The organism is Sphingomonas sp., assembly GCF_042096255.1.
Lineage (GTDB): Bacteria > Pseudomonadota > Alphaproteobacteria > Sphingomonadales > Sphingomonadaceae > Sphingomonas.
On the sequence record NZ_JBELLZ010000186.1, the window covers coordinates 1 to 2,664 of the forward strand.

Here is a 2,664-nt window from a genome sequence, read left to right on the forward strand (position 1 = left end):
AGAAGTTCGACGCGATGGTGACCGGCTTCGATCGTTCCAAGAAGCCGACCTTCTCGGTCAAGGCGATGCAGATCGCCGAGGAGAAGCAGGCGGTGGCGCAGTATGGCTCGTCCGACTCCGGGGCTTCGCTCGGCGACATTCTGGGCGAGGCACTCAAGGCGCGCCAAGGCAAGTAAGACGGGAAAGCCGGGGGGCGGCACGCTGCCGTCCCCCGGCAATCCGAAGATCGTTTCGCCTGGGATACGATCTGGACTTTACCTGGATCAACCTCTAGGCGCTGCGCAGCAACAGGGGCATGCAGATGATCCGATCAGAGCTCGTCCAATCGCTGGCGGAATCCAATCCGGACCTCACGCCGCGCGACATCGAGATGATCGTCTCGTGCTTCTTCGACCAGATCACCGGACGGCTGGCCGACAATGGCCGTGTGGAACTGCGTGGATTCGGCGCTTTCTCCACCCGCACCCGCGATGCGCGGACCGGCCGCAATCCGCGGACCGGGGAGACGGTGGAGGTCACCGCCAAGCGCGTGCCTTACTTCAAGCCCGGCAAGGAAATGCGCCAGCGGCTCAACGTCTGATCCGGACGATCGCGCCTTGACGTAGCGTGGCGCATCGGCTTGCGCTGCGCCCTCACGCGGGCGTGGCGGAATGGTAGACGCTGGAGACTTAAAATCTTCTGTCGCAAGGCGTGCGGGTTCGAGTCCCGCCGCCCGCACCAGCAGCGCCGCCCGCCGCCGCTGCGTGGTGGCGGGCGCGCTGCTGCTGTTCGCCTGCGACCAGCCGACTCCCGAGCAAACCACCGCAGTGAGCGTAATCGGAGGAGCACCACAGCTCCGCGATGGTGGCCGCGGCGCGGCGAGCGAGCCCGACCGCGTCTATGCCGACACGATCGCTCAGGGCCTCGTGCGCTATGATGCGGCAGGACAGATCGAGGCTGGACTGGCGGCGCGCTGGATCGTCATCGACGATGGCCGCACCTACATCTTCCGCCTGCGCCGCCTGCGTTGGCCCGATGGGCGCATCATCACGGCAACGGAGGTCGCCGCCGCACTCCGCCGCCAGATCGCCCAACGCTCCCGCAACCCAATCAAGCCCTATCTCACGGCAGTGAGCGCGGTGCGCGCTATGACGCCTGACGTGGTGGAGGTGGACCTGTCGCGCCCCCGCCCCGACCTGCTGAAGCTGTTCGCCCAGCCCGAACTCGCCATCGTCCGCAGGGCCGGAGGCACGCGGCTCGGCTCGGGGCCCTATGCTCCCGTCTCCGCCGATCCGCTGCTCCTCGCTCCCCGACCGGAGCCGGACCGGTCGCGGGACAAGCGGAACCCTGCAGTCAGACACCGCATCCGCCTGAGCGGCGAGCGCGCGGCCATGGCAATCCTGCGCTTCCGCGAACGCGGTGCGGACCTGGTCCTGGGGGGCACGTTCGCCGACTGGCCGCTGGTTGGGCTGGCGAAGGTCGAGCGCAGCAGCATCCGCATCGATCCTGCCTCAGGCATCTTTGGGCTGGCGATCGCGTCCCGGCACGGTTTCCTTGCGGACGTGGCAGGACGCACGGCGATCGCCGAGGCGATCGACCGCACCGCGCTGCTGGGTGCCTTCTCGCAGGACTGGGTCGCGACGGAACAGCTCCTGCCGGACGCGCTCGATTCGGCCGCCGGCCCCGCGATCGGCGGCTGGGCGGCGCTGGCGCCGGAGGAGCGGATCGCGGACGCACGCCGGATCGTCGCCGAATGGCGCGAGCGCACCGGCAGCGTGCCAACCCTGCGCCTCGCCCTTCCTGTCGGCGCCGGGGCGAGCCGCCTGTGGGCGCGGCTCGCCGCCGACCTGCTCGCCGTCGGGATCCGGCCGGTTCGGGTCGGCATGGGCAAGACCGCAGACCTCCGCCTGGTCGATGCCGTCGCGCCCTATGACAGTGCGCGATGGTATCTCGACGCCGCCTGTGCCTCTTGCAGCCCGGAGGTGAAGGCAGCGATCGACGCTGCCCGGATCGCCCCCACATTGGCCGAGCGTGCCGCCGCCAGCGCCCGGGCGGACGCCATGCTTGCCGCAGACGTCGGTTTCATCCCGGTGGGCCGGCCGTTCCGCTGGTCACTGGTCGCGCGCGGGCTACGGGGCTGGCAACGCAACGCCCGCGCCTGGCACCCGTTGAATCATCTGTTCGAGCCCCCCAACTGATCCTCCATGCAAGCACGCACCACCCGATTTTCGACTCACGATCTGCCGCTCGGGCGCGATCCCGCCTCGGTGCGCCGTCGCGTGGAGGCGATCGAGCAGCTGATGGAAGGGATGGTGACCCTTCCCGGCATCGGCCGGAAGGTCGGGCTGGATGCGCTGCTGGGGCTGGTGCCGGTGGCGGGAGACGTGATCACCGCGGCGATGGGCGCCTGGCTGGTGTGGGAAGCGCGCAACCTGGGGCTCAGCCGCTTGCAGCTGGCGCGCATGGGTGGCCGGGTCGCATTCGATACGCTGCTGGGCGCAGTGCCGGTGATCGGCGACGCGGCGGACTTCTTCTACCGGTCGAACAGCCGCAACCTGAAGACGATCAAGCGTCACCTGAACCGGCATCACCCCGGCACCGCGACGGTGCAGCGCTGATCGCAAGCGCACGATGGTCGGGGAGACAGGATTCGAACCTGCGACATCCTGCTCCCAAAGCAGGCGC

General features: G+C 69.1%; 3 protein-coding genes, 1 tRNA gene and 1 pseudogene. All 5 read left to right on the forward strand.

Going from position 1 to position 2,664, the window contains the following annotated elements; translation table 11 throughout:
- Positions 1-176: pseudogene (locus ACFDTH_RS18100) on the forward strand (30S ribosomal protein S1); the annotation flags it as partial.
- A 125-nt stretch (positions 177-301) separates the two neighbouring features.
- Positions 302-580 carry an integration host factor subunit beta gene (locus ACFDTH_RS18105; RefSeq protein WP_375288940.1) on the forward strand — a complete coding sequence of 93 codons (279 nt, stop codon included), beginning with the start codon at positions 302-304 and terminating at the stop codon, positions 578-580.
- 56 nt (positions 581-636) lie between these two features.
- Positions 637-720 (forward strand) — tRNA-Leu (locus ACFDTH_RS18110).
- Between the two features lie 26 nt (positions 721-746).
- Entirely contained in the window at positions 747-2,177 is a 1,431-nt protein-coding gene (locus ACFDTH_RS18115; protein WP_375288941.1) for an ABC transporter substrate-binding protein, read from the forward strand.
- Positions 2,178-2,183: 6 nt separating this feature from the next.
- Entirely contained in the window at positions 2,184-2,597 is a 414-nt protein-coding gene (locus tag ACFDTH_RS18120) for a DUF4112 domain-containing protein (RefSeq protein ID WP_375288942.1), read from the forward strand.
- Positions 2,598-2,664: the final 67 nt, after the last annotated feature.